28 protein-coding genes are annotated in these 23,917 nt (G+C 58.0%); 8 read left to right on the forward strand and 20 right to left on the reverse strand.

What is annotated here, in order from left to right:
• Nucleotides 1-79: 79 nt before the first annotated feature.
• The 4 genes from AC2FMY_RS12620 to AC2FMY_RS12635 all read right to left on the reverse strand — a co-directional run bounded on the left by AC2FMY_RS12620 (nt 80) and on the right by AC2FMY_RS12635 (nt 3,703).
• Nucleotides 80-466, reverse strand: a complete 387-nt coding sequence (locus tag AC2FMY_RS12620; RefSeq protein WP_480750650.1) for a metallopeptidase family protein — start codon at nt 464-466, stop codon at nt 80-82.
• 222 nt (nt 467-688) lie between these two features.
• On the reverse strand, nt 689-2,227 hold the full coding sequence (locus AC2FMY_RS12625) for a tripartite tricarboxylate transporter permease (protein ID WP_480750651.1): 1,539 nt from the start codon (nt 2,225-2,227) through the stop codon (nt 689-691).
• Nucleotides 2,228-2,242: 15 nt separating this feature from the next.
• Complete coding sequence (locus AC2FMY_RS12630) at nt 2,243-2,674, reverse strand: tripartite tricarboxylate transporter TctB family protein (RefSeq protein ID WP_480750652.1); 432 nt, start codon at nt 2,672-2,674, stop codon at nt 2,243-2,245.
• A gap of 63 nt (nt 2,675-2,737) precedes the next feature.
• Complete coding sequence (locus AC2FMY_RS12635) at nt 2,738-3,703, reverse strand: Bug family tripartite tricarboxylate transporter substrate binding protein (protein WP_480750653.1); 966 nt, start codon at nt 3,701-3,703, stop codon at nt 2,738-2,740.
• Nucleotides 3,704-3,816: 113 nt separating this feature from the next.
• On the opposite strand from AC2FMY_RS12635, the gene AC2FMY_RS12640 reads away from it, so the two are divergent.
• Genes AC2FMY_RS12640 through AC2FMY_RS12650 form a run of 3 tightly spaced genes read left to right on the forward strand, consistent with a single transcriptional unit; the run spans nt 3,817 to nt 6,937 of the window.
• Nucleotides 3,817-4,515 (forward strand): response regulator, encoded by a 699-nt coding sequence (locus AC2FMY_RS12640; protein WP_480750654.1) that lies wholly within the window; start codon nt 3,817-3,819, stop codon nt 4,513-4,515.
• Nucleotides 4,512-5,885: a sensor histidine kinase gene (locus tag AC2FMY_RS12645; RefSeq protein WP_496807466.1), complete on the forward strand. Its 1,374-nt coding sequence runs from the start codon at nt 4,512-4,514 to the stop codon at nt 5,883-5,885. Before AC2FMY_RS12640 ends, AC2FMY_RS12645 begins: the two co-directional genes overlap by 4 nt.
• Nucleotides 5,885-6,937, forward strand: coding sequence for an ABC transporter substrate-binding protein (locus tag AC2FMY_RS12650; protein WP_496807467.1), 1,053 nt, complete (start codon nt 5,885-5,887; stop codon nt 6,935-6,937). The genes AC2FMY_RS12645 and AC2FMY_RS12650 overlap by 1 nt, the downstream gene beginning before the upstream one ends.
• Nucleotides 6,938-6,950: 13 nt before the next feature.
• Here AC2FMY_RS12650 and AC2FMY_RS12655 read toward each other — a convergent pair whose 3' ends face one another.
• The 5 genes from AC2FMY_RS12655 to AC2FMY_RS12675 all read right to left on the reverse strand — a co-directional run bounded on the left by AC2FMY_RS12655 (nt 6,951) and on the right by AC2FMY_RS12675 (nt 13,028).
• The gene (locus tag AC2FMY_RS12655) at nt 6,951-7,310 is read right to left on the reverse strand and encodes a hypothetical protein (RefSeq protein WP_480750657.1); all 360 of its coding nucleotides are present in this window, start codon (nt 7,308-7,310) and stop codon (nt 6,951-6,953) included.
• A 60-nt stretch (nt 7,311-7,370) separates the two neighbouring features.
• A complete protein-coding gene (locus tag AC2FMY_RS12660; protein WP_496807468.1) occupies nt 7,371-7,748 on the reverse strand; it encodes a hypothetical protein in 378 nt (125 codons plus the stop codon).
• 45 nt (nt 7,749-7,793) lie between these two features.
• Entirely contained in the window at nt 7,794-11,249 is a 3,456-nt protein-coding gene (locus AC2FMY_RS12665; protein WP_496807469.1) for a chromosome segregation SMC family protein, read from the reverse strand.
• A gap of 139 nt (nt 11,250-11,388) precedes the next feature.
• The gene (locus AC2FMY_RS12670) at nt 11,389-11,775 is read right to left on the reverse strand and encodes a hypothetical protein (protein WP_496807470.1); all 387 of its coding nucleotides are present in this window, start codon (nt 11,773-11,775) and stop codon (nt 11,389-11,391) included.
• 44 nt (nt 11,776-11,819) lie between these two features.
• The gene (locus tag AC2FMY_RS12675) at nt 11,820-13,028 is read right to left on the reverse strand and encodes an aminotransferase-like domain-containing protein (protein ID WP_496807471.1); all 1,209 of its coding nucleotides are present in this window, start codon (nt 13,026-13,028) and stop codon (nt 11,820-11,822) included.
• A 159-nt stretch (nt 13,029-13,187) separates the two neighbouring features.
• On the opposite strand from AC2FMY_RS12675, the gene AC2FMY_RS12680 reads away from it, so the two are divergent.
• A complete protein-coding gene (locus AC2FMY_RS12680) occupies nt 13,188-13,958 on the forward strand; it encodes a FadR/GntR family transcriptional regulator (RefSeq protein ID WP_480750662.1) in 771 nt (256 codons plus the stop codon).
• A gap of 24 nt (nt 13,959-13,982) precedes the next feature.
• Here the strand turns inward: AC2FMY_RS12680 and AC2FMY_RS12685 are convergent, their stop codons facing one another.
• The 7 genes from AC2FMY_RS12685 to AC2FMY_RS12715 all read right to left on the reverse strand — a co-directional run bounded on the left by AC2FMY_RS12685 (nt 13,983) and on the right by AC2FMY_RS12715 (nt 18,291).
• A complete protein-coding gene (locus AC2FMY_RS12685; RefSeq protein ID WP_496745999.1) occupies nt 13,983-14,744 on the reverse strand; it encodes a class I SAM-dependent methyltransferase in 762 nt (253 codons plus the stop codon).
• A gap of 2 nt (nt 14,745-14,746) precedes the next feature.
• The gene (locus AC2FMY_RS12690; RefSeq protein WP_496745997.1) at nt 14,747-15,595 is read right to left on the reverse strand and encodes a hypothetical protein; all 849 of its coding nucleotides are present in this window, start codon (nt 15,593-15,595) and stop codon (nt 14,747-14,749) included.
• A 70-nt stretch (nt 15,596-15,665) separates the two neighbouring features.
• On the reverse strand, nt 15,666-16,226 hold the full coding sequence (locus AC2FMY_RS12695; protein WP_496745996.1) for a F0F1 ATP synthase subunit B: 561 nt from the start codon (nt 16,224-16,226) through the stop codon (nt 15,666-15,668).
• 5 nt (nt 16,227-16,231) lie between these two features.
• Nucleotides 16,232-16,783 carry a F0F1 ATP synthase subunit B' gene (locus AC2FMY_RS12700; protein WP_480750666.1) on the reverse strand — a complete coding sequence of 184 codons (552 nt, stop codon included), beginning with the start codon at nt 16,781-16,783 and terminating at the stop codon, nt 16,232-16,234.
• Nucleotides 16,784-16,869: 86 nt separating this feature from the next.
• On the reverse strand, nt 16,870-17,094 hold the full coding sequence (locus tag AC2FMY_RS12705; RefSeq protein ID WP_005981269.1) for a F0F1 ATP synthase subunit C: 225 nt from the start codon (nt 17,092-17,094) through the stop codon (nt 16,870-16,872).
• A gap of 70 nt (nt 17,095-17,164) precedes the next feature.
• Nucleotides 17,165-17,953, reverse strand: coding sequence for a F0F1 ATP synthase subunit A (locus AC2FMY_RS12710; RefSeq protein ID WP_480750667.1), 789 nt, complete (start codon nt 17,951-17,953; stop codon nt 17,165-17,167).
• Between the two features lie 2 nt (nt 17,954-17,955).
• Complete coding sequence (locus AC2FMY_RS12715) at nt 17,956-18,291, reverse strand: AtpZ/AtpI family protein (RefSeq protein WP_496745994.1); 336 nt, start codon at nt 18,289-18,291, stop codon at nt 17,956-17,958.
• Between the two features lie 231 nt (nt 18,292-18,522).
• Between AC2FMY_RS12715 and AC2FMY_RS12720 the strand changes: the two genes are divergently transcribed.
• Nucleotides 18,523-18,864 (forward strand): ArsR/SmtB family transcription factor, encoded by a 342-nt coding sequence (locus tag AC2FMY_RS12720; protein WP_480750669.1) that lies wholly within the window; start codon nt 18,523-18,525, stop codon nt 18,862-18,864.
• 1 nt (nt 18,865) lies between these two features.
• Here the strand turns inward: AC2FMY_RS12720 and AC2FMY_RS12725 are convergent, their stop codons facing one another.
• The 3 genes from AC2FMY_RS12725 to AC2FMY_RS12735 form a co-directional block, all read right to left on the reverse strand.
• On the reverse strand, nt 18,866-19,138 hold the full coding sequence (locus AC2FMY_RS12725; protein ID WP_496807472.1) for a hypothetical protein: 273 nt from the start codon (nt 19,136-19,138) through the stop codon (nt 18,866-18,868).
• Between the two features lie 71 nt (nt 19,139-19,209).
• A complete protein-coding gene (locus AC2FMY_RS12730; RefSeq protein ID WP_496745992.1) occupies nt 19,210-20,124 on the reverse strand; it encodes a DMT family transporter in 915 nt (304 codons plus the stop codon).
• Complete coding sequence (locus AC2FMY_RS12735; protein WP_496745990.1) at nt 20,121-20,999, reverse strand: LysR family transcriptional regulator; 879 nt, start codon at nt 20,997-20,999, stop codon at nt 20,121-20,123. Before AC2FMY_RS12735 ends, AC2FMY_RS12730 begins: the two co-directional genes overlap by 4 nt.
• A gap of 122 nt (nt 21,000-21,121) precedes the next feature.
• Between AC2FMY_RS12735 and AC2FMY_RS12740 the strand changes: the two genes are divergently transcribed.
• Nucleotides 21,122-21,703, forward strand: a complete 582-nt coding sequence (locus AC2FMY_RS12740; protein WP_480750672.1) for an FMN-dependent NADH-azoreductase — start codon at nt 21,122-21,124, stop codon at nt 21,701-21,703.
• 73 nt (nt 21,704-21,776) lie between these two features.
• Nucleotides 21,777-22,520: an aspartate/glutamate racemase family protein gene (locus tag AC2FMY_RS12745; protein ID WP_496745988.1), complete on the forward strand. Its 744-nt coding sequence runs from the start codon at nt 21,777-21,779 to the stop codon at nt 22,518-22,520.
• Between the two features lie 64 nt (nt 22,521-22,584).
• Here AC2FMY_RS12745 and AC2FMY_RS12750 read toward each other — a convergent pair whose 3' ends face one another.
• Nucleotides 22,585-23,115, reverse strand: coding sequence for a prolyl-tRNA synthetase associated domain-containing protein (locus AC2FMY_RS12750; protein WP_496807473.1), 531 nt, complete (start codon nt 23,113-23,115; stop codon nt 22,585-22,587).
• A 95-nt stretch (nt 23,116-23,210) separates the two neighbouring features.
• Between AC2FMY_RS12750 and AC2FMY_RS12755 the strand changes: the two genes are divergently transcribed.
• Nucleotides 23,211-23,729, forward strand: a complete 519-nt coding sequence (locus tag AC2FMY_RS12755; protein WP_496745984.1) for a hypothetical protein — start codon at nt 23,211-23,213, stop codon at nt 23,727-23,729.
• Nucleotides 23,730-23,917: the final 188 nt, after the last annotated feature.

Genomic DNA, 23,917 nt, shown 5'->3' on the forward strand with positions numbered 1-23,917 from the left:
TTTTTTGACCGTCATCGGCGTCAAGGAGCCTTTTGAGACGGTTTTCCAAGCATATGCTGTAATCGAGACCAGATTGCGTTTAAGCCCACCATTGGTCGATTGCGGCAATGTCCTCATCGGACCAGCCGAAATGATGGGCGAACTCGTGAATTACGACATGGGCGATCAACTCGTCCAGTTCGACGTCACCACGCTCACGCCACTCAGTCAGAATGGGTTGACGGAAGAGCCAGACGGAATCTGCTGGTAGCGCCACATCGGAAAACGATTTCTCGGTCATCGGTATCCCCTCGTAGAGCCCAGTCAACTCAAGGGGGTCAGCGATACTCAGTTCATTCAAAATGTCGGGCGTCGGCCAATCGGAGATGCGCAGGATGACGGCCTCGGCTGCGGGACGGAACGCCATTGGCAGCGAGGCGATGGTATCACGGGCGATCTTCTCAAAGTGGTCGAGGTCGTTTTGCATGCCACGGATATGGCATCTGGGAGCGGCACAGTGAAGCATGAAACACAATGTGGCAAAACCAAGCGCCGTAGTTGGCCGCTCTGCTTGGGTTTTGGCCGTCGTTCAATAACCCATCTGGCTGCTGCCCAAGGGATCATGACCAGGTGCCACCAACAAGGTTGGCCATCGCAGCACAGACCTTTACAACGGCTTGGCATTTTAAAACGGAGACTCGGCACCTTCTCAATCCGCCGTCGATCCTTCGGTATCGCGGCGGGCGTGCATACGGGCCTTGACGATGCGACCCACGAAAAGCGGCAAGATGAAACCTGCGATAGCAACCGCCCACAGGGCAATCGACAATCCGCTGTCGACCAGCGTCCAGTAGTCCCCGTTCGAGATCGTAACCGCGCGACGCAAGTTGTTTTCCATCGTGTTGCCCAGCAGCGTCCCCAGAATCACCGGCACCAGCGGCACATCAAGCTTACGCAAGACCCAGCCCATCACACCAAAGCCAATCATGACCAACAAGTCGAATGATGAACCCGAGATTCCGTAGATACCAACGAAACTAACCATCGCCACGATCGGCATCAGAATACGCGGTGGCACCATGAGTACGCGGGTAAACAGCCCGACCATTGGTATGTTCATGGCCAGAAGCATAAAGTTTGCAATGAAAAGTGCGGCGATCAGCCCCCAGACAACATCCGGGTTCTGTGAGAACAGCAACGGGCCAGGCGTGATATTGAGCGAAAGAAGAACGGCTAGCAACACCGCCGTGGTACCAGATCCCGGCACACCCAACGCCAGCATGGGCACCAGCGCGCCACCGGCGGCGGCATTGTTTCCCGCTTCGGGCGCGGCCACCCCTCGCGGGTCGCCTGTGCCGAAGCTGTTTTTCCGGTCGACCAACCGCTTTTCCATCGAGTAGGAGATGAAAGACCCAAGCGATGCCCCCGCACCCGGCAAAACGCCCGCGATAAACCCCAGACCGGATGCCCGCAGCATAGTGGCAAAGGTCGATTTCAACATGCTCCACGAGGGCGTCAATCGACCCACCTGAACTTTTTTTCTATCGGCGTCGGCCTCGCCGTGGCGATGTTCGAGGAAGATAAAGACCTCTGACAAGGCAAACAGCCCGACGATGGCAACAAGAAAGTCGAGGCCATCATAGAGATGCACCTCGCCGAAAGTCAGCCGCGGCACGCCAGTCTGGGTATCTACCCCGATCACGGCAAGACCAAGCCCTAGCATCGCGGCAAAGGCAGATTTCGCCTGATTGGTTGACGACACGCCTCCTAGCGTCGCGAAGGCCAGTACGAACAGCGCGAAATATTCGGCGGGGCCGAAGAGCAGGGCAAACTTGACCAGTTGCGGCGCCAGCAGGATGAGGCCCCAGGTGGCCAGAAATGCGCCGACAAAGCTTGCCACACCAGATAACGAAAGCGCTTCGCCCGCCTGTCCCTTCAACGCCATCGGATGGCCGTCCAGGCACGTCATCATCGCTGGCTCATCTCCGGGTATATTGAGAAGGATCGAGGAAATCCGGCCTCCATACATGGCCCCGTAGTAGACCGAGGTGAGCAGGATCAGCGAAGGCGTAGCCCCTAGCCCAAGCGTGAAAGCCAAGGGAATGAGGATGGCGACGCCGTTCGAGGGGCCAAGCCCCGGCAAAGCGCCCATCATAGTCCCCAGAAACGTGCCAAGCAGGGCAAGCGCGAGGTTCTGGAGGGAAAGTGCGGTGGCAAAGCCGTCGCCGAGCGAGGCAAGAATGTCCATCAGAGTATCCCTTTCTCAGAATCCGAGCGGACCGCGTGCAAGCGACAGTCCAAGAATGAGTTTGAATACGACGTAAATGCCGACCGAGGTCAAAACGCCGACCAGAACCGCCTGCAGTGGCCCGGTTCCAAGCCGCCAGGTCAGGTAGGTGGCAGCCAATGCAGTGGCGATGACAAAGCCCAGAGAGCCAAGCAATTCTGCATAGAGAACCATCACCACAACAGCGGCAAAGATCTCGGCCAGCCGCGCGAGGCTTGGCCACTCCGGCTCGGCATCGGGGCGCAGTAAAATGGCAAGCGAGGACAGGCCCAGGATCACGGCAATTGCGAGCGGAAAGGTTTTCGGCCCGACGGCGTCCGACAGAAAGCTTTCTTCAATCTGCAGCGTCGCCCATGCATAGAACAGTGCCAGACAAATGCCGAAGGCTCCGAAAATGCGATCGCTCATGCGGTTCTCCCTGAATTGGGTGCGCGGCAGGGCACGGCCCCGCCACGGCACGTGGTTAAAGCGTTATTTGATGATTCCGATGTCGCGCGAGATCTGCTGGATCTGCACCACGGAGTCGGACACGAAGGCTTGGAAATCGGCCCCTTGCAGGTCAAGCGGGGCCAGACCGTTGGCTGCCATCACCTCTTTCCACTCGTCCGAAGCGTAGAGGGTCCCGATCTTCTCGACCCATTCTCCATAGGCCTCGTCGGACATGCCACCGGGCGCATAGAAACCACGCCAGTTGGCGCCAATTGCATCAATGCCCTGTTCCTTCGCCGTCGGGAAATCCGCGAATTCGCCTGTCAAACGTTCAGGACTTAGCACCGCGATAACGCGGATATCGCCTGAATCGACGAACCCCTTGGCCTCTGAGATATCACCGGTGAAGGCCTGAACCGAACCGGCAAGCAACTGTGTCACTGCCTCACCACCGCCGTCAAAGGCAATGTATTTCACGCTGCGCACATCGTCGATCCCATAGGCGTTTGCGGCGATCAGTACTTTCAGGTGATCCCAGCCTCCCACGGCTGAACCGCCTGCAATCGACACACTGGTCGGGTCCGCCTTGATCTGGTCTAGCAGCTCGGGAAGCGTCTGAACTGGACTGTCCTTGGACACCGCGATCACGCCGTAATCGGCACCGATCGAGGCCAGCCAGCGCACCTGATCCATTGTGTTGCCGGGATAGGCCCCTTGTGCCAGGCGGGTTGCCGTAGCCGACGAGGCCGCAACGATCAACTCGTTGTCATCGCCACGCTTGTTGACCACCTCGGCAAAAGCCACGCCGCCGCCGCCGCCAGCCAGATTGACCACCTGCATCGTCTTGTCGATCAGCCCGAGATCCTGAAGCGATTTGCCCACTTGCCGGCAGGTGAAATCCCATCCTCCGCCGGGGTTGGCTGGCGCGATGCATTCCTGCGCCGCGGCGCCGGTAGCAAGGCCAAGACCCGCAGCCGCAATGGCCGCGCGAACCAGATTTAATGCCATAACATTTCTCCTCTGTGGTCTCCGGCTCATCTCCTCAGCCGAAGTTCCCGAGCACAATACAGGTTGAAGCTGTCACCAACCTGTCACATCCTTTTCGAAAGGAAGGAGGGCGGATGCGGGTTCTGCTGGTCGAAGATTCCGAGGATTTGGCCGAGGCCACCCAACGGCGGTTGTCGCGTTCGGGGATGGCCTGTGATCTGGCGGCGAACCTGGCCGATGCGCGGGCCTGTTTCGAGGTTCAATCCTATGATGCCGTCATATTGGATATAAATCTGCCCGACGGCGCCGGAACAGACCTCTTGAGCGAAATGCGGCGCGCCGGGCAGGTCGTCCCGGTATTGATGCTGACAGCGCAGTTCTCTGTCGATGACAAGCTGTCGGCCTTCAGCCTTGGAGCTGACGATTATCTGGTGAAACCCTTTGATCATCGCGAACTGGAAGCACGGCTTCACGCAATCCTGCGCCGCGAACAGGCTGACAGATCTGCCGAACAGATTGTGGGGGAGCTGAGCTATAACGCGACGTCCGGCATCGCCACGCTTGCCGGTCGGCCCCTTGATCTGACCCGGCGTGAGTTCTCACTACTGGGGCTTCTGGTTAAGAACCGCGGGCAGGTTCTGTCAAAAGAGCGGCTGATCGATGGGCTTTACGCCTTTGATGACGCGGCGCCAGGGGTGAACGCCATCGAGCTTTACGTGGCGCGCCTGCGCAAACGGCTGGCTGGCGGCAATGTCGAGATTCAAACCCTGCGCGGGCTTGGCTACAAACTGGACGCGACTGACGCTGTGGAAGAGCGCGATCGGATTCCATGACCAAACCTGCCCGCACCACTCCGTCCCTGTCGCTATCGGCCCGTTTGGTAATCGGTTTGACCGGGCTCTTGATCATCGGGGGCGTGGTCCTTTCAATGGCGGCCTTTGCCTATGGCCGTGCGGCGGCGCGAGAGGCCTATGACAGGTTGCTGATGGGTGCCGCCAATGACATTGCAGCCTCGGTCTCGGTTATTGACGGCCTGCCCATCGTCGATCTGCCGGTTTCGGCATTTGAACTTCTGGCCCTCGCGTCCGACGATCGCGTCGCCTATCAGCTGCGCGGCCCGGATGGCCAAGTGCTGACGGGTTACGACAGCCTTCCACTTCCGCCCGACAATGCGCCGGATACGGTTATGTATGATGCTGAGATCAGCGGCGAGGCGGCTCGGTTCATCAGGGTGACGAGAAGGTTTGCCGAACGCCGCTTTTCCGGGCAGATCGAAATTGTCGTCGGACAAACGATGCTTGCCCGCAACGAACTGGCATTCGACATCACACGGAATGCGCTCGGCGGGCTCGCCGTGGGCGGGTTGGCCATGCTCGCCTTTGCGGTTGTTGTCGTGCGCCGGTCGCTGCGCCCGCTCGACCGTCTTGCCAACAGTCTGACGGCGCGAGACCCCCGCGACCTGACCCGCATCGACGCATCGGTCCCGCGTGAAGTGGACACGATGGTGCAGGCCATCAATGGTTTCATGGGCCGATTGAATCAGCAGTTCGCGACAATGAAGAACCTGATATCTGACACCGCCCACCAGCTGCGCACACCGGTTGCTGCTCTGCGTGCTCAGGCTGACTTGGCCGCGGACGAAACCGACGCGGCCCAACGCGTTCAAATCGTGGAGCAGATTCATGACGGAACGGTTCGCCTCAGTCACCTGCTGGATCAGATGCTGTCGCGTGCCATGGTCATCCATCGTGGCGATGCAGCCCGCCGCGAACAAGTCGACCTGCGAGACATTGCGCTTGATATCTTCGAGGAGGGCGACTACCGCCTACTCGCACCGCAAGCCGAAATCCGGTTGGAGATCGGCGAAACGCCTGCGTTTGTCATGGCCGACGCGCTGTCCCTGACCGAGGCGGCCAAGAATCTACTTGGCAACGCACTGGCACACGGGCGCTCTCCGGTGACGATAGGCGTTCATCAGAGCGGAAAGACGGTCTGCCTTTGGGTGCAGGATTCCGGTCCAGGCCCGTCTGCTGACATCCTCAAGGCTCATGGTCAAAGATTCACAACCCGAAGCGCGCGCGGTACGGGTCTTGGCCTGTCGATTGCCCAAGCAGTGGCCAACGCTTTTGGCGGGCGGCTGGAGATGGAGGCGGGTGCGCAAGGATTCCGTGCCTCAATCGTGTTGCCCGGAAAGGTGGCCTGATGATCCGCTGTATCATCTTTGCGATCCTGCTTTGCTTCGGCTTCATGGCAAGTCCGGCAGGCGCGCAAGAAGACGTTCGCATGTTTGGCCCACCTGATGCCGTAATCAGCCTTACCCTTCGCACGACAACCGACATTTCGATTTTTGCGCCAACCATCACCGATTTTCTTGCCACACGACCGGATCTGTCGATCCGATATGAACAATGGGGATCAAACGAACTTTACACCCAGACGGCACGCGATTGCACTATTGGAGCGGCGGGAGCCGATATTGTGATCAGCTCCGGCGTTCATCAGGTTGTGAAGCTGGTCAACGACAACTGCGCAGCAACCTGGATGTCTCCGGAAACCCGTTCCCTGCCAGAATCGCTGCGCTGGCGTGACCAGGTCTGGGGCATTTCACGTGAACCGGCGGTGATGGTCTATAATCGGGATCTGGTGCCACCGGACGAGGTCCCGCGCACCCGTTTCGATCTGCTAGATCTGCTGAGGCCGGACGGATCGCCCTATGCCGGGCGAGTCGCCACTTATGACATTGAATCCTCCGGGCTTGGATATCTATTTGCCTACATGGATTCGCAAGAGGCGACGAGTTTTGGCGGGTTGCTGGAAGCCTTTGCAAGATCCGGCGCCGTCGCAACCTGCTGTTCGGCCGAGATCATTTCAGGCGTGAGCAACGGTGATTATCTGGTCGCCTACAACGTTCTGGGGTCATACGCAGCCGAGGCTGCGACCGCTGACCCCACACTCGGCATCGTCGCACCGGAAGACTACACGCTGATCCTGTCACGGGCTGCTATCCTGCCAGGAAGCCAGCCCAGCCCACACGCCACAGCGTTTTTGGATTACATACTGTCCACAGAAGGGCAACTGATGATGACAAAATCTCATCTGGTGACCCCCTCCATGGCGCCGTTTTCCGCGGATGAGTTAGAGGAAACGACCGCCAGAACGCGATTGATACAGCTTGGACCACCACTCCTTGTTGCTATGGACCGGATGAAATCAGCCCAATTCCTGTCACGATGGCAACAGGCACTATCCCGTTGATCGACCGAGCATGTTATTTGGATCGCACCGGATAGCGCTCGCCTTTCTCGTTTATCAGGATCAGACGACCACCGTTGCGAACATAGAGATCACACCTGTTGAACCCATTTTGGAACTCTGTGCAGACGCTGCCATCTTCTGCAATCCGATATGTTCCAAACGCAGTCCCACCGCCGTTTGCCAGCGAATAAGTATAGGAATAGGCACCTCCGGCAGAGTATTTGGATTGACCATCATCATAGAACGTCAACGTTTGGCCAGGGAGATTTTTCAGTTCTTCGTGGCTGAGAGGGACGTCCCCAGGACGGGTATGCCAATCGGCTGCAGCGACCGGGGTCGCGGACAACAAGAAAAATACGGCGACAGTTTTCATTGGGCGATTTTGGCGCACATTGCCTTGGACAGGGAGTCACGATGCGGTGAGCAGACCGACTTAAGGCCGCACGCTGATCTGAACCCGCAGGCGCATTTGGCCGGTCCCTTCTCGCGAATAGAGCATCAGCTGATCTTTTTCGATCAGAAAATCACAACGGCTGAACACCTTTCGAAGGCTGACGCAAAATGCGCCGTGCCATTTGAACTGAACCATTCCAATTGAAATCCCATCGCCAAACCGTTCCCTCAGCGAATGCGCGTGGTGAACTGGTGCGTGTCTGGTCGAAGTGTCAAGCAGCAGGGATTTAGACAAACGAGGAGTGGTCGGGTAGGCAGTTTCGCCGCCCATAGACCAGAACTGCGCAGATTGGATGTCTTGCGCCTGCGACGGCGCGGACATGATCGCCAGAACACAAAACATAAGCAGAACTAACATACTAAGATGATAGCAGAAATCTTGACGTTTTGCCACTTTGATTGTCTAGGCGACCATCGCCTCGGCTTTCTTGAGGTCGACCGAGACCAACTGGCTGACGCCCTGTTCCTGCATAGTCACGCCAAACAGCCTGTCCATCCGTGCCATCGTCACCGCGTGGTGGGTAATGATCAAGAAACGAGTATCGGTCTGGCGGCACATTTCGTCCAGAAGGTCGCAGAACCGGGTCACGTTGGCATCGTCCAACGGTGCGTCCACCTCGTCAAGCACGCAGATCGGGGCCGGGTTGGCCAAGAACACGGCAAAGATCAGGGCCATTGCGGTCAGCGTCTGCTCGCCCCCCGACAGAAGGCTGAGAGTCGAAAGTTTTTTGCCCGGCGGCTGACACATGATTTCCAGGCCGGCATCCAATGGATCGTCGCTTTCGACCATGACCAGATTGGCCTCGCCGCCGTTAAAAAGATGCTTGAACAGCATAGCAAAGTTGGTGTTCACCTGCTCGAACGCCGTCAACAACCGCTCGCGCCCCTCACGGTTCAGGCTTGAGATGCCACTGCGCAGGGCCTTTACCGCCTCTTCCAGATCGGATTTCTCGGAATTCAGAGTATCGTATTCTTCCTGAACCTCACGAGCGTCCTCCTCGGCTCGCAGGTTTACCGCGCCCATCGCATCACGCTGACGCTTGTGGCGGTTCACCTCGGCCTCCAGCGCATCTGCCGACGGCATCCGGTCGGGATCGACATCCAACTGGTTCAATAGCTGGTTGGGGGTCAGTTGCTGATCCTCGGCGATCCGCTCCGCCGCGGTCTGAACTGTTTCGCGCGCCGCCTCGCAACGCGCTTCGGCGGCGGCCCGTGCCTCGCGCACTTCGGAGGCCAATCGTTCCGCCTCACGCTCAGCCAGAATGGCGGCGCGCTGTTGGTTTTCGGCCTCAGCCAACCGATCAGCTGCTTCGGCCCGTCGCGCCTCGGCGGCTTCGATCTGTTCGTTCAGATTTTCGCGGGCCTCTGCAATTTCTCCCGGCAGCGCCATGGCTTCGGACAACTCCTCTTCTGAGGCTGCCTTTCGCTCGGTCAGTTCCCCAATCCGCTTGCCTGCAGTTTCAAGCCGATGCCGCCAGCCACTCAGATCCTTCGCCACTTCCTGAGAGCGGCGCGTGCGCGCCTCGCCCTCGCGGCGCAATTCGTCATGGGTCGAACGGTGGGTCAACATCGTGATCCGCGCGGCTTCGACTGTCTGCTTGATGTCCTCGACATGGGCGCGGGCGCTGTTGACATCGCCCAAACTCGCCAAGGCGCCCTCGGCCTCGCGCAGTTGCACGCGGGCGGCCATGGCGTCTTCCTTGTGGCGGTCCACTGACAAGGACAGGGTTTCCAGCTTGCCCTGTGCAAGATTTCGATCCGCCTCAGCACGGCTGAGCGAGCGGGCGGTTTCGGCCACACGCTGATCGGCAGCGCGGCGCGCCTCGCGAGCGCGGCGGTCGGCCTCGGTCACTTCGGCCAGTTTGCGCGACAGGCTGTCATGGGCGGCTCGGGCACCATCGGCCTGTGCTTCGGTGCGGGCCAGTTCCTGTTTCAGCGCTTCGAGACGGTTCAACTGTTCCAAGCGCATCGCGGCAGCACTTGGCGCATCTTCGGCCCAGGTACGGAATCCGTCCCAACGCCACAGATCCCCCGATTGCGACACCAGTCGCTGCCCGGGTTTCAGCAGGGGCTGCAGCCGCGCGCCCTGTTCTGTTTCGACGATGCCGATCTGAGCAATACGTCGGCTCAGACGGTCGGGACCCGAGACATGCAAAGCCAACGGTTCCGCTCCATCCGGCAAATGTTGGTCTTCATCATAGCCGGGCACCTTGACCCAACCGGACGGGCCGTCTCTTTCGACCACCGGAGCACGCAAATCGTCAGCCAAAGCCGCACCCAAAGCTTTTTCAAAGCCAGGATCGACACGAAGAAGGTCCATCACCTGCCCGCCCTCGGCAGTGTCGCGTGCCACAAGCTTGGCCAATGCGCTGGTTTCAGCGCGGATCGCGCCAAGTTCACCTTCGGCCTCTGACCGCTTGGCGCGCGCATCTGCCTCGCGCGCTTGCGTATCGCTGCGCAGTTCATCGGCAGCAGCGAGCGCCTCTTCGGCCACTTCGGCGGCTTCGCGGGCTTCTTCTTCGGCCTCCTGAGCCGCCCCGTACGCCTCCTCCGCGCGGCTTAGCGCTTCGTGGGCGTCGTCCATCGCGGCACGAGCCTTCTCTTCTTCGGTCTCCGAACGCGCCAAAGTCTTGCGACTGTCTTCGACTAGGCGCTGCGCCGATTGGTGGCGGGCGACGAGGCGGGCCATATCCTCGGTTTCCTGAGACAGGTGATCTTCGCGTTCCTGCAGTACCGCCGCCGCTTCGCGCGCGGTTTCGGCAGCCTCGGCAAGCTTGTCACCATGACCTTCGGCGGCTTTCGCGAGTTCGCGTGATTCCCATTCCAGCCGCTCTATGGTTTCGCCCGCGTCACGATTCAAGCCGGTCTCGCGCTCGATATCGCGGGCCAGTTGCAGAATGCGGGCCGTCAGGGTTTCGATGGTCTGACGGGCGCGGGTCTCCTGATCGGCAAGCGCATCGCGCTGAACCTGCTGGCGCTGCAGGATGGCGGCAGCGATTACCTCTTCCTCGCGCAGTGGTGGCAGAACCTCGTCGGCTTTTGCACGTGCCGCTTCGGCCTGCCGCGCCCCGGCCTCGGCCCTCGACGCCTCGGTAATACGTTCGCGCAGCTTGTCCTCAGCCATTTGGCGGGCAAGATCTGCTTCCTTCCAACGGCGATACAGCAGCATGCCTTCGGCCTGGCGCAGCTGTTCTCCGATTTCGCGATAGCGCGCAGCCTGTCGGGCCTGGCGTGCCAATTGCGCCAACTGCGCGCCCAGTTGTTCCAACACATCATCGACGCGGGTGAGGTTGGTTTCTGTGCCTTTCAGCTTCAGCTCGGCCTCGTGCCGGCGCTGATAGAGACCCGAGATCCCCGCCGCCTCTTCCAGAATGCGACGTCGCGCCTTGGGCTTGGCGTTGATCAGTTCGGCAATCTGGCCCTGACGGACCAGCGCCGGCGAATGCGCACCTGTCGAGGCGTCAGCAAAGAGCATCTGAACGTCACGCGCCCGAACGTCCTTGCCGTTGGTTTTGTAGGCACTGCCGACATCTCGGGTGATGCGACGGATAATTTCCAACTGGTCGCTGTCATTGAAGCCCGACGGGGCCAGACGTTCCGAATTGTCGATTGTCAGCGCCACCTCGGCGAAATTGCGGGCGGGCCGGGTGGCGGCACCTGCAAAGATCACGTCCTCCATCCCGCCGCCGCGCATCGCCTTGGGACGGTTTTCACCCATTACCCAGCGCAGTGCCTCAAGCAGGTTGGACTTGCCGCAGCCGTTTGGGCCGACCACGCCTGTCAAACCGTCCGCTATGATCAGATCGGTCGGATCGACGAAGCTTTTGAAGCCGGTCAGTCTGAGCTTGTTGAAACGCAACGGTGGACCTGTCCCTTGATTCCCGTAGGTGTCCGAGTCTGCGCAATGGAAGGGGCCTGTGTCAACGATGATACGCTGTATATGGCGCGATCGCGCCAGTTATCCACAATATCTTGCCGATTCCCCCAGTTCAGGGACCTTAGTAAGGGTAGCACTCAAAATCTGTGTAGTAGGGACCGGCGACTTCGAAACAATCGTAGTTGGGCGTGGACCTGGCAATCTGCAACAGCTTCTCTCCTGTAGCCCTGTCGCATCCGAGAATGCCGGTGGTCACGGCGGAATCGCCCAGAACGACCAGAACTTCGCATCCGGAAACCTGGGCCATCGCCATCCCTGCGCGCTGGCGGATCGGCCCCAGCCGGGGAGCGTATTGACCGTTGACCCGAACAGCCTCAGCCAGATTGCCCCTTACCCTCACGTCGAATATACTGCCGTCGATATCGACACGCGTTGGCGTAACGCCCTTGAAATGAGGGGTGGCTGTCGCGCAGGAAGCGAGGAGGACGAAGGGCAGACAACGCAGCATGCCTACCAGTCTCAGTTATTGGTTAACGGAATGTTTCCAACGAGCTATGCCGACAACAGGACCTGACTCAACCGACGGATGCCTTCCTGAATCGTTGGTTCGTCCGAACAGGAGAAACTCAGCCGCAGGGTGTTGGCCCCGGACCCGTCGGCAAAAAACGCCTGGCCGGGAACAAAGGCGACCTTGACGGTGTCCAGCGAACGTGCCAACAAATCTGCTCCATTCATCTCTGCCGGTAACGTAACCCAGATGAACATGCCGCCCTCTGGACGGGTCCATTTCACGCCGTCTGGCATGTGCCGCACCAAAGCGTCCAGCATTGCATCCCTCCGCCGTTGATAGACGGCACGCAGCTTGGGAATGTGCGTTTCAAAGCAGTTTTCCGCGACGTGGGCGATTGCCATCTGGTTGATAGTCGAAGAATGCAGATCGGCCGCCTGTTTCAGCAATACCATCTGCGATATGACCGGCTTGGCCGCAACTGCCCAGCCCACGCGCAAACCCGGAGCAAGGGTTTTCGAAAAACTGCCACAATAGATAGTGCGGCAGTCTTCAATCGACCCTTTCCGCTCAATTTCCAAGGCGAGCATCGGTGGTACGTCTTCGCCATCATAGCGCAGCGACTGGTAGGCTGCATCCTCGATCACGGCGCAATCCAGTTCTTCGGCCAAATCCAGTAACGCCTTGCGTCCGCGAAGATCGACGGTTTCACCGGTCGGGTTGGCAAAATCCGGTGAGAGATAGGCGACCTTGACCTGCCCACCCGCCTGACGCGCGGCATCTTGATAATCCAACGCGGGACGATTGCCATTTATCGACAATTGGTCAAAACGCGGTTCGTAGGCATTGAATGCGGCCAATGCCCCAAGATATGTGGGCCAGCCAACCAGCGCTGTGTCCCCCGGCGACAGGAACAGCTTACCCAGATAGTCGAGCGCCTGCTGCGAACCTGACGTGATCAGGATGTTGTCGATGTCGCAAACGATCCCGATTCGGGCCATCTCTTCTGAGATCCAGCGCCTCAACGGGTGGTATCCTTCGCTTACTGAGTATTGTAGCGCCTGCGCCTGATGCGCAGGATCAAGGGTCGTGGCAAACGCCTCGGCAAAGGCGTCCGCAGGGAAAAGCGCCGGGTCAGGAATACCGCCAGCAAAAGAGATGATGCCCGGCTGGTCCAGCAGTTTGAGCAACTCGCGGATTTCCGACGCCTTCATGCGAGACGCACGGGTTGCAAATATCTGGTCCAATGACATGGCTTTTCTCCGACAATGCGATTGCAGAGCCTAGGAAGGCCGAAAATAAAGTCAATAACTCTGACCTAATGTTTCAATCCTCGTGATCAGCAAAGGACCGATCTTGCGAAATCTGACGCCCCGTGGTCATGTGTTCTTACCAATTCGAACGAGTTCTGCATGCCTTTCCAGAAAATCCAGTCAGAAAAACTGTCTACAGCTGTCGTCCGTCAGATCGAATTGCTGATCCTCCGCGGGATTCTGCGCCCGGGTGAGAGGCTGCCCTCGGAACGCGAACTTGCCGAGCGACTTGGTGTGTCGCGACCGTCGCTGCGCGATGCAATTGCCGAGTTGCAGGAGCAGGGACTGCTGGCCGCCAAAGCAGGTTCGGGCATCTATGTTGCCGAGGTTCTGGGGTCGGCGTTTTCCCCTGCCCTCATCCGGCTTTTTGGCACCCACGACGAGGCGGTGTTCGACTATCTGTCCTTTCGCAAGGATATGGAAGGCTTGGCCGCTGAGCGCGCCGCGCGGCTGGGATCGGACAGCGACCTGAAGGTGATCCAGACAATTCTGGACAAGATGGAAGCCGCTCACAAACACCGCGCGGGCGACGATGAAGCTCAGTTGGACGCACAGTTTCACATGGCCATCATCGAGGCCAGCCACAACGTCGTGATGCTGCACATGATGCGGTCAATGTTCGATCTGCTGCGCCAGGGCGTATTCTATAATCGAAAAATCATGTTCCATCAGCGCACAACGCGAGAAGCAATCCTGGGCCAGCACAGGGCCATAAACGCCGCCCTGCAGGCGCGAGATCCAGACGGTGCACGTAGCGCAATCGAGCGGCACCTCAGTTTTGTGGAGCAGTGCCTTGCTGACCAACAGAAGGCCGAACAGAACGAAGCCATTGCGCGGCAGCGCTTACAGCATGAGACCGGGGTTTCATAACCCTCTGGACACAATCCCTTACTTTTAAACGCGTTTTTTCATTTCGTTGTAGTCCTGCTCTCCCAGACTGGACTTCCGGAACTGGCGGTCCAACTTCCGCCGCTTCCAACCATTCGGCCATTTGAGGCTAGGTAATGTCGTGAAAGCGTAGACATCACCTTTGATCCGAATTTTTTTCATCCCCAGTTCGTCGGCGATGAAATCCAGACACTGTTCAGAAAAGAAACTGATGTGCTGGCCCGTTTCAAAAGCCCAGTACCACCAATCAGTCTCAGGAATGGCGGTCGGATCAAAACAAGTTGCCGAAAAAAACAACGTATCGAAACCAAACTGCTTGCGCGCATCCCGAAGGTAATCCAGCGGGTTTGGCAAATGCTCGAGCACTTCGAACGCCGCCGCCACTTGATACTTCCCTCCATCGGCTTCAAAACCGCGTGCAAGCAAGTTGTCGGCATACGGGTCCAACCAGTGGAAATTCAACCCGTTGTCCCTTAGTCCGCGGACAAGAAGCCCATAGCCGGCTCCAATATCAATTCCTCTGGCTTCATCCAGCCCATTGGCTCTCATGGCGGTGGACACGATACGGATGTTTGCAAGATTGCGTGCCAGAATCCCCGTGTCGGTCAGGGCAATCGCATCGCTATAAGCCTCATCCAGCCAATGCGGGCCTTCGACCCAGATGTAACCGCAGCTGTTATCCAAAAAATAGTTCGCCTCGTGACGCCCAATGACCTTCTGATTGAACAGAAATGATCCTTCCTGACCTGTCAGCGGAGATTTGGGCATGCTCAGTCTTGTCCATTCATTTCGATGGGTAGATGGGCTGGAAGAGGCGCCCCGCTTCCCTCTCCCAGATGTTCAGAGGGTGCAACTGTCGTCAATCCCGGATCGATATAAAGCCGCGCTCCGCGAGACAACATGAGCTGATGCAGCATGACATGTTCGCAAACTAAACGGCCGTCACCATCTCGACAATCGTATTTCAACCCCTCAAGCCTCTTAGTGCGATAGAGGCCCAATCCGGCGAACGCACTTTGAACCGGGATCATCGGGGCCTCTATGGGTATGTGATACTGGCGACCGAAAATTACATCCTTCAGTAGTTGTTGCCGCCACCGGCGGCGATGAAACAACGGTTTTCTCGAAGAATGAATACGTTGCCAGACGTCTTCCTCACACCAACCAGCGCATCGCAAAGCATAAAGATCATAATATGCCGGTAAAGCGTTCCCGAACACGCCATCCCAATTTGGCGTTCCACGCTCCAACGCCCTCAGAACAGAATCCGCGCTTAGGTGCGTGTTGGGTCCATCAAGGTCGAGAATCAGCGTCGCATCGTAGAGAGGTTGCACAGAAAACAACCGCTCCAAAACCGCATTTCGAGCAAACGTAATCCGTTCCACCCGGTTCGGTATTTCATTCGACAAGCCATCAAGTGTGAGGATTTCGGCTTGCGGCAAGCGGTTAGCAAAGCTTGCAAGAACCTTTCCCGTTCCATCGGAATTGTCATTCGTCGCGATTACTATCCGGCTTTGATCCAGTCGTCCGCACAAATCGTCGATCCGGGCAAGCGTTTTGACCAGCGCATCACCACCGTCTCGTACCACGCCAATAATATTTAAAGATTGCGACAACATCTATGACAGCCAAACTCTAGCAATGCGGGTAGATTTGGCAATAAAGAAACGGCCCGAAGGCCGTTTCCAATCAATGCAGCTTCGCCTCGACGTCCGCGATGGACGCGTCGATCAGCTTGTTGGCCTGCGCGGCGGTCATCTGTTTGGCCAGAACCTCGGCAGCTGCGGCCACGGCTACCGAAACGGCCTGGTCACGCACTTCCTTGATGGCCGAGGCCTCGGCGGAAGCGATCTGATCACGCGCAGCAGCCAGACGGCGGGCGATGGACTTCTCAAGATCGACCTTGGCCTGCTCAGCGGCCAGAACAGCATCTTGCTTGGCTGCGGCGACGATGGCGTCGGCCTTTTCCTGCACTTCACGCTGCTTGCGCTCGTACGAGGCCAGCAACGTCTGGGCTTCTTCACGCAGTGCGCGTGCTTCGTCCAGTTCCGCTTGGATGCCCGCGGCACGGTTATCCAATGCGCCACCGATCATCGAAGGCACCTTGAAGTAGAACAGGACCGCAATGAACACAAGGAACGCGATGAGCACCACGAAGTCGGTATTGCCCAGTGAGAAGAACGGGCCAGTGGCAGCAAAGGCCGGGCTGGCTGCGCCTGTAGTCAGGATAAGGGCAAGAATGTTGCGCATGACTCTTATCCTTTCACTCGTGTATCGACGGCACCAGCGATAGCGCCGGCATCGGCCTGACCACCCAGAGCGGCAACAAGCTCGGCCGCCGTATCCTTGGCAACCACCTGAATGCTCTCCAGCGCACCGGCACGGATTTCGGCGATCGCCTTTTCCGATTCAGCCGCCTTGGCTGCGATTTCCGCATCTGCCTTGGCGATGGCGTCATCCAGATCGGCCTGGATTTCCGCACGGGCCTCGGCAGCGATACGCTGTGCCTCAGTCCGGGCATCGGCCAGCGCTTTGTTATAGGCATCTTCAGCCTCGACCGCCTTGGCCTTCAGGTCTTCGGCTGCGGCGAGATCGTTGGTGATGGTTCCCGTCCGCTCGGCCAGAATTGCCGCAATACGGGGCAGAGCCACGCGCGACAGGACCAGAAAGACGACGACCAGCGTAACGACGAGCCAGAAGATCTGGTTCGGGAACCAGTCAAAGCAGAGCTGCGGCATCCCGATGGCCGAGCCATGGGAATCCACGCATGCGCCTACAATTTCTTCGGCAATGGGTTCAGTCGCCATGTTGTCCTCCGTCGGAACGTTGTCTTTACAACAGGTGGGCCGCTATGGCCTGGGCCCACCTGCGCGTAAGGATCAGGTTCCGCAGATTAGACGGCGAACATCAGCAGCAGCGAGACCAGGAATGCGAAGATCCCCAGCGCTTCTGCGAATGCGATACCGATGAACAGGGTTGCAGTCTGCGAAGCAGCTGCCGAAGGGTTGCGCAGGGCGCCGGCCAGGAAGTTGCCTGCAACGTTGCCCACCCCGATTGCGGCTGCGCCGGAACCGATTGCTGCCAGGCCTGCGCCGATGTGTGCGAGATCGCCTTCCATGATGAGTTCTCCTTACGATTTGGAAGTTTCGATGTTGGGTTATCGTTCCTGTGTTCAGGGTAGTCCCTGATCAATGATGCGGATGCAGAGCGTCCTTGAGATACACACAGGTCAGAATGGTGAATACGTAGGCCTGGATGAAGGCCACCAGAATTTCGAGACCGTACATTGCGGTGATCGCCAAAATCGAGACCGGCGAGATCACAGCGACAGCGGCAAAACCTGCGAACACCTTGATCACTGCGTGGCCTGCCATGACGTTACCGGCAAGACGAATGGAGTGACTGACAGGGCGCACGAAGTACGAAATCAGCTCGATAACCGCCAGGATCGGACGCAGCGCCAATGGCGCGCTGGACACCCAGAACAAGCTCAGAAAGCCTGCGCCGTTCTTGACGAAACCCAGGACAGTCACGGTCAGGAACACCGATAGTGCCAACGGAATGGTGACAGCGAAATGTGATGTCGTCGTGAAAGAGGTCGGGATCAGCCCCAGGAAGTTCGCGGTGACGATAAACATGAACAGTGTCATGACATAAGGGAAGTACTTGACGCCTTCCTTGCCGCAAATATCCTCAAGCATCTTGTAGATGAAGCCATAGGCCAGTTCGGCAATCGACTGCATCCGCGTCGGGACGATACCGCGCTTGGAAGTGCTCAGCACCAGCAGGCCGATGATCGCCAAAACCGCAAAGAACATCCACAACGTCACGTTGGTCGGCGTGTACCAGGCAATCGCGTCGCCGCCAAACAGCGGCTTGACGATAAACTGGTCCATCGGGTGGAAAACCAGGCTGCTGCCTTCTGCGGCGTGTTCCGCGCCTTCGGCTCCGTGTGCTGTGGTGGTCTCGGTCGCCACGTTCAGTCCCTCTCGTCCTTGCCGGCCTCAGCATCGGCCGCTTTCTGTTTCGCCTGAACCTCTTGCGCGCTGCGGAGCATGACTTTCACCCCGGCGGCAAGGCCCAGCAATGTGAAGAGCACCAGAAAAATCGGGATTGTCCCGAACAGGTTATCCAACCCGTATCCGATGCCAAATCCGATCCCGAGACCGGATACCATTTCGATGACCATCCTCCAGGCAAGTTCGCCGCCGGATATGTCAGCGTCCGCGCGAGGCTTGGGCTGTTTGGCCTTTTTTGCCGCGTCGATCTTGGCCTCAAGCTGCGCCATACGCTGCTTTTGGTCATCTTCGGTCACAGGCGTTTCCTTCGCACAGTCTTGGACATGGTGCTAAGGGCGCGACGGGGCAGAGTCAACGCTGTTGATTGCGGCAGATGAATCGTCATAACAAACTATTATTAAATGATTTTTTTAAAAATCGCACCTGTCGACCTTTGACGCCCGCCGCTCTGTTAGCGCCAAATACCTGGATTCCACATATTCAACCAAATGGTTGACGATAATACACGCATGTGGTTCTGCCAGAGCATGAACGATGATCTCGACACCATATTCTCGGCCCTTGCCGACCCCACCCGGCGCGCCATTCTGGCGATGCTGCTAGAGGACGACATGGCCGTGACGGACGTGGCCGAGCCATTCGAAATGTCGCTCGCCGCGATCTCGAAGCATCTGATGATCCTCACCCGCGCCGGCCTGATCTCACAGGAAAAACGCGGGCGGGTGAAATGGTGCAAACTGGAACCGGACGCAATGCGCGATGCTTCGGTCTGGATGCAAGGGTTCGGGCAATTCGAACCAGTGAATCTGGATGCATTTGAACGTTTTCTGAGAACTGAACTGGACAAACAGCCCGGCGAACAGGGCTAGGCTATACGCCTTGAATTGCCTCAACCGAGACTATGGCGCCGGACGCGTCCGCCCGACACCGCCAAAGCGTCGTGGATCCCGCAACACTCACAGTCAGTGAGGTTCCCGCTGAATCCGCGTCAATCGAAACAGTCTCGACACCGCTTGGCCGTGTAACGCTTTCTGCTGCGACCAGCGCCTCACAACTTTCCTGCAGCGCCAACTGTTCCTGCTTGCTCGTCGATCCACACGCCACAACGACGCCCAATATCAGCGTCATGCCATATGCCTTCATGTTTGCCCTTCCCCGATTACCTGTTCGCATGATGACCGCAACGCTGCCATATCCTCCAACAAATTCAAGCCTCAATCCGGAATACTGATCGAGCCTGCCTGAACCGACGTGCGTCCTTTTAACAAGAGCAGCAAAGCCAATACGGTCAGCGCGATTCCGACCAGCACTAGCGGCCCCGGAACGCCTTTGCCCAAAGCAATTTCCCATAGGATCACCCAGCTTGGCGTTAGATATGTATAAGCCATCACCTTGGCCGACGGCAGGTGAAGCGTCGCATATTGCAACAGCACGAAAGTGACCGCACTGGCACAGATGGCGACATAGAAAAGGCCAATCCACACGATGGCAGGCAGAGCCAGCCAATCCGTAGCAAGCAGATCCGACCAACCATATGCTGTGAGAAGGCAGCATCCCGCCAGCAGCATACCAAATGTAAACACCACCGGCGGCTCTCCCCGGTTCAACTTGCGCACCATTGGGGTATAGATCGCATGGGCCACGCAGCCCCAGAAATAGATGACTTCGCCCTGCCCGATCTCAAAAGCTTTGAATGCAAGCCAATCCGCACGAAAGATGACCCAAAGCGCGCCGATGGCACCGATCAAGAGCGCCGTTGCCATATAGCTTGTGGTAATCTGCCGCAACAATATCCAGCCCGCGAGTGCCGACAGGATCGGAGTCAGGGTAAACACGGCCGCAGCACTGACAGGAGGCGCGGTTTTCAGCCCCTCGAACATCAGCACGAAATACGCCGCAAACAACCCGCCCAGAACGAAATATCGCCAAGGGGCCTTGGCTGCACCAATCGGAAGGCCGGTCGTCATTGCGGCCGCCACTCCGATAACGACAGCGGCAATGACAAAACGCGCAGCATTCAGAGCGGCAGGCGAAATCTCGTTTGCAATCATCGATCCCAACGAAAAGCTGCCCGCGACCAGCGCCGAAAACGCCAGCATGGCCAGATGGCCGCGGGTCTCGGGGCTCATGTTTTCCAGTCCTTGGCCCGTTGTTTGATAAACTTCAGGAACGCCTGAACCTTTGTCGTCCGGTGCAGATCGACATGCGTGACCAACCAAAGTTTGCCTGACCATTCGGGCAGAGGCTCCATGACCTCGACCAACTCAGGATATCGGGCCGCATCCCATCGCGCCATGAAACCGATGCCTGCCCCGGCCAGCACTGCCTCACGAGCCGAATAGTTGTTCGTGCACCGAAAACCAATCGCCTCATTCGGCGCGTTCTGGCGCAGCCAAATGGCAAAGGGCGCGCGACTGTTTTCATCGTCGTATCCGACAAAAGAATGGTCTGCAAATTCAGATACACCCCTTGGCAATCCATTGCGACCCAAATAGGATTGGCTGGCATAGAGGCCGACATCCTGCGGGATGAAGGGTTGCACGACATTGTCCGGCTGATCCGGGGCCGCCCCTGCACGGATCGCAACATGAGCCTCACCATATTCCAAACGAAACAACCTGTCGCCGGTAAGATAGCGCACGATCAGGCCGGAATGCATAGTCCTAAACTCTGAAAGAACCGGCACGATCAACGGCGCCAGCGACGCCAAAGACGTGACCACCAACTCACCCGAAACATCATCGCCGCGCCCCTTCATCCGGCCGGCCAGTTGATTGAACTGATCCTCGGTTGCCTGCGCCACCCGTAACAGGTCTTCTCCGGCCTCGGTCGGCGTGTAGCCACGCGCGTGCCGCTGAAAAAGTTTGACACCCAATCGCGCCTCGATCGCGTCTATGTGGCGAATAACCGTGGCATGATGAACACCCAGCACATCGGCCGCACCGCTGACGGTTCCCATGCGAGCCACCTGATACGCGGTGCGCACTTCGTCCCAATTGTCCATGATACGTGCTTTCCAATGTGCGAATTCCAACAATAGCTGTTAATATATCTGAGTTTTGTTCGCTGATGCAACAAACATATGAGGCGTATCACATGAATTCGCCAACCACTGGATATCACGAAATGACCCGCACAATTCTCCACATCGACGCTTCGGCCCGCCGCACCGGCTCAACCACACGCGATCTTTCAAACCGTATCGTCAAGCACCTCGGTGCCCAGCGTATCATCCGTCGCGATCTGGCGACACCTTTGCCGCTTCTGACCGAAGACTGGATCGACGCCAACTTCACATCGAAAGACGATCGCAGCGCAACTCAGCAAGACTTGCTGTCCCTTTCGGATGAATTAGTCAGTGAATTGCAGGCCGCTGACACTATTGTCATAGGTTTGCCGATCTACAATTTTTCGGTCCCCGCCGCCTTCAAGGCATGGGTAGACCTGATCGCCCGCGCCGGTCTTACCTTTGCCTACAGCGACTCCGGCCCTCGCGGGCTTCTGGACGGAAAGCGGGCCATTCTTGCCATCGCTTCCGGTGGCACCGCTGTCGACTCGGAAATCGACTTCGCCACCGGTTATATCCGCCACGTTCTGGGGTTCATCGGAATAAATGACATCGACATCATCGCCGCCGACAAGATGGCGATTGCTCCAGAAATAGCTTTGAAATCCGCCCAGGAAGCGGTTGCAAAACTGGCGGCCTGATATCTCCGCTGGCCAAGGTCGGCTTTACCGTCCAATCTGAACTCTGGTTTCATCAATCGGATTGGACGGGTTCATGAAAAAGATCGGCATTCTCGGCGGCGTCGGTTGGGCTTCGACGGTGGACTACTACCGGGCCATTTCCGAAGGAGCAGGTCGGCATTTTGCCAAACTCGGGCATGGCTCGCCGCTTCCCGTACCGCCAATGACCATCGAATCCGTAACTCAGGCCCACACCCGTGCGCTGCGCGGTCAGCCCGGCGATGAAGAAAGCTGGGCCGGTTTCGATGCCGTTTTTCGCAACGCCATGCTGGTTTTGCAAAACGCGAGTTGTGATTTCGCTATCATTGCCTCAAACACACCACACGCTCGGCTGCATGCCATTCGACGGGGCGTCGATATGCCGATCCTCAGCATCTTCGACGCCACTGCCAAAGCGACTGCAGCCACAAAGGTCGAGACCGCGCTGGTTCTTGGAACCTCCGTCACGATGCAGGCCAGAGGTTACGCGGACAGGCTCTCGCGGGAAAACATCTCGGCTAATGCGCCCCTGTCCGATGCTGATATCGCCGAAATGCAGGCGATGATTGACAGCGATTTCTATGGCGGCGCGTCTAAGACGGCCCGCGACAGGCTTTTGGCATATTGCGACCGCCACGCCGAACCGGGCACTGCAATCCTGTTGGCCTGCACGGAATTGCCGCTGGCCTTTCCCGATAACTTGGATGACCCGAGCTTCCAAGCCGATGGGCACTTGTTCATCAACCCCTCTGCCGCCCATGTCGCATCAGCGCTCCAAGAGGCGCTGGCCGACGATTGAGCGACCAGCCTTCATCTTTTAATTGATACTCCCGTCGCAGGCGCGCTCCTCAAGGCACGTTCTGTCAGGTCAACCAGTTCACGGTACACCCGATCCGCTCAAAGAACGCCATGACATCATCTCGGGGCATGGCAAGCGTACGGTCATTGACCAGAGGATGCATATAAATAACTTCAGCCTCTTTCGCAGCCGCGTCCATGAAAAAGCTGACCCCGTTTTCAACGCCGTTGATCATCGCCAGCGGACTGACCGCTCCGGGCCGAATGCCCAAATTCTGCATCAGGCGATCAGCAGAGCCAAAGGACAGGTTACCGACGCCCAGCTCAGCTCCGAGTGCCTTCAGGTCGATTTCGCGGTTTTGCTCCAGCGTCACCAAATAGTTGCGTTTCTTCTTGTCGCGCAGATAAAGGTTCTTGATCCGAAGGGGATTTTCGTCCGGAACCATGAACTGATCTTCAACGGCCTTCGACTCCTCAACAGTGCGCAGGGGAATATGCTTGTGCAACTTGTAGCCGAGTCCCCATACCGCAAGCTGTTCCAGCAAAGCATCGGAACTGCGCGGAAGACTGTCCTGAAATGCTGATGATGCGTCCATGAAACCCTCCTGAAATCGCGAAATGCTCATGACGCAACAGGTCGCGCGATGCAACCGCTTGATCCACGCGGTCAAACCGGTGTTAACCTCTGGTCATGAAAATCACGCGGAATACCCCCGAACAACTGATCCTTGCCGACACGCCTTGGTTCATTGGCATCATGCTGATCTTCTTTATTCTGGCCTTCGTCGGCCCCGGTATTCTGTTGATGAGCACCGGTGGCGAGAACGTCTGGTTTGGCTTGGCGTTTGCCGTCATGGGGGGTGGATTGGGGTTTGCCGCCTTTTGCGTCTTTGTTCGGCGAGTGCAGGTGATACTGGACCGGCACCGCAACCGCATCACCATCCGCCGCCAGTCGGTTTTTGGCTACGAAGCGGTCGAGCACATATTGTCGAACCTGTCTCATGCAGAGATCGAAAGCACCACCGCCAAACGCGACAATGGAACAACGACGGTTTATCGCCCCGTTCTGGTTCTACGTGGCGGTATGAGCAAGGGCAGGCACCCAATTGTCGAGACGTTTTCCAGTGGACAAGGCTCGCACCGGCTTGTCACGGCCGTCAATGACTGGCTTCCCGCCCGGGAGGTTGACTCAGACGGTAAATCGGCTTAAGCCCGCGCAAACACCCGGAAGTGTGAAACCTTCCGGTCCCTTGAGTCACTCAGGGATCGCCCCCCACCAGCGAGTTTCGCCCGTGGGGGCAATGCCATTTGGCATTACCCCCACGTTTAGTTCGGTGGGAGGGGGCAATTGTGTATTTAACCGGCGCTACCTAGCTAGAGAGTGCCACATCTAAACCG

It is taken from the genome of Ruegeria sp. YKSE079, from assembly GCF_059612845.1.

What these genes read in the sequence shown, in the direction of transcription:
- AC2FMY_RS12620 (WP_480750650.1), bottom strand. Translation starts at nt 466, where the DNA reads ATGCAAAACGACCTCGACCACTTTGAGAAGATCGCCCGTGATACCATC.
- AC2FMY_RS12625 (WP_480750651.1), bottom strand. Translation starts at nt 2,227, where the DNA reads ATGGACATTCTTGCCTCGCTCGGCGACGGCTTTGCCACCGCACTTTCC.
- AC2FMY_RS12630 (WP_480750652.1), bottom strand. Translation starts at nt 2,674, where the DNA reads ATGAGCGATCGCATTTTCGGAGCCTTCGGCATTTGTCTGGCACTGTTC.
- AC2FMY_RS12635 (WP_480750653.1), bottom strand. Translation starts at nt 3,703, where the DNA reads ATGGCATTAAATCTGGTTCGCGCGGCCATTGCGGCTGCGGGTCTTGGC.
- AC2FMY_RS12640 (WP_480750654.1), top strand. Translation starts at nt 3,817, where the DNA reads ATGCGGGTTCTGCTGGTCGAAGATTCCGAGGATTTGGCCGAGGCCACC.
- AC2FMY_RS12645 (WP_496807466.1), top strand. Translation starts at nt 4,512, where the DNA reads ATGACCAAACCTGCCCGCACCACTCCGTCCCTGTCGCTATCGGCCCGT.
- AC2FMY_RS12650 (WP_496807467.1), top strand. Translation starts at nt 5,885, where the DNA reads ATGATCCGCTGTATCATCTTTGCGATCCTGCTTTGCTTCGGCTTCATG.
- AC2FMY_RS12655 (WP_480750657.1), bottom strand. Translation starts at nt 7,310, where the DNA reads ATGAAAACTGTCGCCGTATTTTTCTTGTTGTCCGCGACCCCGGTCGCT.
- AC2FMY_RS12660 (WP_496807468.1), bottom strand. Translation starts at nt 7,748, where the DNA reads ATGTTAGTTCTGCTTATGTTTTGTGTTCTGGCGATCATGTCCGCGCCG.
- AC2FMY_RS12670 (WP_496807470.1), bottom strand. Translation starts at nt 11,775, where the DNA reads ATGCTGCGTTGTCTGCCCTTCGTCCTCCTCGCTTCCTGCGCGACAGCC.
- AC2FMY_RS12675 (WP_496807471.1), bottom strand. Translation starts at nt 13,028, where the DNA reads ATGTCATTGGACCAGATATTTGCAACCCGTGCGTCTCGCATGAAGGCG.
- AC2FMY_RS12680 (WP_480750662.1), top strand. Translation starts at nt 13,188, where the DNA reads ATGCCTTTCCAGAAAATCCAGTCAGAAAAACTGTCTACAGCTGTCGTC.
- AC2FMY_RS12685 (WP_496745999.1), bottom strand. Translation starts at nt 14,744, where the DNA reads ATGCCCAAATCTCCGCTGACAGGTCAGGAAGGATCATTTCTGTTCAAT.
- AC2FMY_RS12690 (WP_496745997.1), bottom strand. Translation starts at nt 15,595, where the DNA reads ATGTTGTCGCAATCTTTAAATATTATTGGCGTGGTACGAGACGGTGGT.
- AC2FMY_RS12695 (WP_496745996.1), bottom strand. Translation starts at nt 16,226, where the DNA reads ATGCGCAACATTCTTGCCCTTATCCTGACTACAGGCGCAGCCAGCCCG.
- AC2FMY_RS12700 (WP_480750666.1), bottom strand. Translation starts at nt 16,783, where the DNA reads ATGGCGACTGAACCCATTGCCGAAGAAATTGTAGGCGCATGCGTGGAT.
- AC2FMY_RS12705 (WP_005981269.1), bottom strand. Translation starts at nt 17,094, where the DNA reads ATGGAAGGCGATCTCGCACACATCGGCGCAGGCCTGGCAGCAATCGGT.
- AC2FMY_RS12720 (WP_480750669.1), top strand. Translation starts at nt 18,523, where the DNA reads ATGAACGATGATCTCGACACCATATTCTCGGCCCTTGCCGACCCCACC.
- AC2FMY_RS12725 (WP_496807472.1), bottom strand. Translation starts at nt 19,138, where the DNA reads ATGAAGGCATATGGCATGACGCTGATATTGGGCGTCGTTGTGGCGTGT.
- AC2FMY_RS12730 (WP_496745992.1), bottom strand. Translation starts at nt 20,124, where the DNA reads ATGAGCCCCGAGACCCGCGGCCATCTGGCCATGCTGGCGTTTTCGGCG.
- AC2FMY_RS12735 (WP_496745990.1), bottom strand. Translation starts at nt 20,999, where the DNA reads ATGGACAATTGGGACGAAGTGCGCACCGCGTATCAGGTGGCTCGCATG.
- AC2FMY_RS12740 (WP_480750672.1), top strand. Translation starts at nt 21,122, where the DNA reads ATGACCCGCACAATTCTCCACATCGACGCTTCGGCCCGCCGCACCGGC.
- AC2FMY_RS12745 (WP_496745988.1), top strand. Translation starts at nt 21,777, where the DNA reads ATGAAAAAGATCGGCATTCTCGGCGGCGTCGGTTGGGCTTCGACGGTG.
- AC2FMY_RS12750 (WP_496807473.1), bottom strand. Translation starts at nt 23,115, where the DNA reads ATGGACGCATCATCAGCATTTCAGGACAGTCTTCCGCGCAGTTCCGAT.
- AC2FMY_RS12755 (WP_496745984.1), top strand. Translation starts at nt 23,211, where the DNA reads ATGAAAATCACGCGGAATACCCCCGAACAACTGATCCTTGCCGACACG.